The sequence below is a fragment of the Hydrocoleum sp. CS-953 genome, from assembly GCF_002260545.1.
Classification (GTDB): domain Bacteria; phylum Cyanobacteriota; class Cyanobacteriia; order Cyanobacteriales; family Microcoleaceae; genus Trichodesmium.
In genome coordinates this window covers 1-2,424 of record NZ_LGSU01000199.1, presented here as the reverse complement: position 1 = coordinate 2,424, position 2,424 = coordinate 1, and the positions used below count along the sequence as shown (strand labels likewise).

At 39.5% G+C, this 2,424-nt stretch carries 2 protein-coding genes; both read left to right on the top strand.

Annotated elements, in window-relative coordinates; translation table 11 throughout:
• The first annotated feature begins 134 nt into the window (after nt 1-134).
• Nucleotides 135-902, top strand: coding sequence for an alpha/beta fold hydrolase (locus AFK68_RS01655; RefSeq protein ID WP_094671117.1), 768 nt, complete (start codon nt 135-137; stop codon nt 900-902).
• Nucleotides 903-1,831: 929 nt separating this feature from the next.
• Nucleotides 1,832-2,424: FG-GAP repeat protein (locus AFK68_RS01650; RefSeq protein WP_210407172.1), on the top strand; the 593-nt coding region annotated here is incomplete at its 3' end.

Below are 2,424 nucleotides of genomic sequence, written 5' to 3'. Positions count from 1 at the left end.
GATTATTATTTTTCCGGTTTCTGGGTAAGTCCTAATGTATATAATATATAGATGATATTATAGATGGAAAATACAACTAAACACAAAGTGTAATATTTTCAGTAAAAACTCGTACATAGAAACAAACTAAAAATATGGTAGACGTATTCTTTAATAATTGGGATAATAGCGGATTCAATAATTCCCGACCTATAGACACAAGCGATCCTACTTATGTAATTGTACATGGTTACCAAAGTACAGGTGGAAATCCAGATAATAACTTCACGCCTCAAGCTTGGATGTCAGAAATGGCAGAAAATATACGAGATTTAGAAGGCAATGATGCTAACATTTTGGTAGTAGATTGGCAAGATGGTGCTGATACTCTCAATTATCCTGCTGCTGCAGATAGAGTTGATGATGTAGGAGTTGAAGTAGCAAACTATTTGTTGGATCAAGGTGTTAATCCTGCTGATACCACACTTATTGGTCACAGTTTAGGTGCTCATGTAATGGGTGAAGCAGGTGAAGAACTTCGCGAACGTAGTGGCGAAGTCGATCTGCTTATTGGTCTCGATCCAGCAGGTCCTGAGTTTGAAGGAGGTTGGTTCTCTAGTGCCAACCCTACAGACGATCGCCTAGATCCAACCGATGCAGATAGAGTAGTTGCTTTCCATACTAGCAGCACATTAGGATACGACGATCCATTAGGTGACTTTGATGTATACGTTAACTGGGATGATTGGTTTCAACCAGGTTCCTGGAATTTTGCAGATAACCACAGCTACGCTCACACATTGTATAACGATTTATTAGAAGGAAACCAATTCCCGCAAAACAATGGTACTATATTCTCACTATCAACTGTTCAAAATGATAGCATAACAGGTTCAAAATCAGTCGATACTTTCGCAGTATAACCTGATCGGTTAAGGTGATGCTATAAGAAATAATAGGCATCTTTGCGATCGCCACCTTATCCCGAAAGAAGCAGCAAAAAAAATAACAATAAACATTTCTCATAGCTAATTTATCAAGCAAAGAATTCAGTCTCTAAATCTTTGCTTGATTTTTTTGGTAGTTACACCACTTTTCAGATTGATGACCATTTTTGCATTCAGAATTCAAAGTTCAAAAATTTTAGAGATTTTTACTATCCAAATATTTCGGTGCGTTTCGCGGGGCGACATGAAAAGCTTTTCGGCTAAGAGCCAACATGAATGTGCAGCATTCCGCAGGAAAGCGAAACACACCCTACTGGACTGATAACTAAGTTTTTCTAGAAGCGGGGGAGGCGATCGCTTTAGAAAGTATTGAATTTCAATGTCATATCAAACTTTTGTATGAAGCAGTAACATCAGTCTAGTCATTGCGACTGGAACGGAGTGGAAGGTTTGCGCAGCATTCCCTCAATCTCAGAGGTGCCCGGAGATTGCTTCCGCTTCGTCGCTGCGGACCACTGTTCAACCGGATTCTATATAACATTAGCCTAGTCATTGCGACGGTCACTGCGTGGAGGGTTTGCGGAGCATTCCGTAAGGAAAGCAATCTCAGGAAATCCTTTATACTACTTAAATTTAAAGTTTTGGTAAAGATTTGGTATAACCTATTGCCTCTTGCTTAAATAAAATGTTATGGTAACTTTACAGTTGTGTAGATAACTGAAAAAAATTATCAAAACTAGAAAAAGTTATAATTCCTGGCTTTTTTAGCCAGCAATAGCTAGTGCCTACATAGCAAAAGTTTGTAGGATTTTTGAAGTCATAAAGTGACAACTCTAATTCTATAGACATAACTAAACGCCTGAGCAAAACCATAAAAAACAAAGATAATTGAGAACTAACTAGATATGCACAATCAAAAACCAGCAGTTAAGAGTCAAGCAACTAACCTAAAAACAATTGGTAAAAGATCCTGCTTTCCCCTATTTGTACTCCTCGCTTTTACAGATCCCGCTAACGCTGTCGATCTAAAACTTACCGCACCTGACGGTGATGCATCTGACCTGTTTGGAGGTTCAGTAGCTCTAAGCGATAACACAGCTATTATAGGTTCTAGAGAAGACGACGACAATGGATTAGAAAGTGGTTCAGCCTACTTATTTGACACTACTACTGGCAGCTTGCTCCAGAAATTTATCGCACCCGAAGGTTCTCAAGGAGATAACTTCGGATTCTCAGTAGCTCTAAGCGATAACACAGCCCTGATAGGTGCATGGAAAGACAACGACAATGGATTAGAAAGTGGTTCAGCCTACTTATTTGACACTACTACTGGCAGCTTGCTCCAGAAATTTACCGCACCCGACGGTTCTCAATTTGACCAGTTTGGATTTTCAGTAGCTCTAAGCAACAATACAGCTATTATAGGTTCTAGAGGAGACGACGACAATGGAGAGTCGAGTGGTTCAGCCTACTTATTTGACACTACTACTGGCAGCTT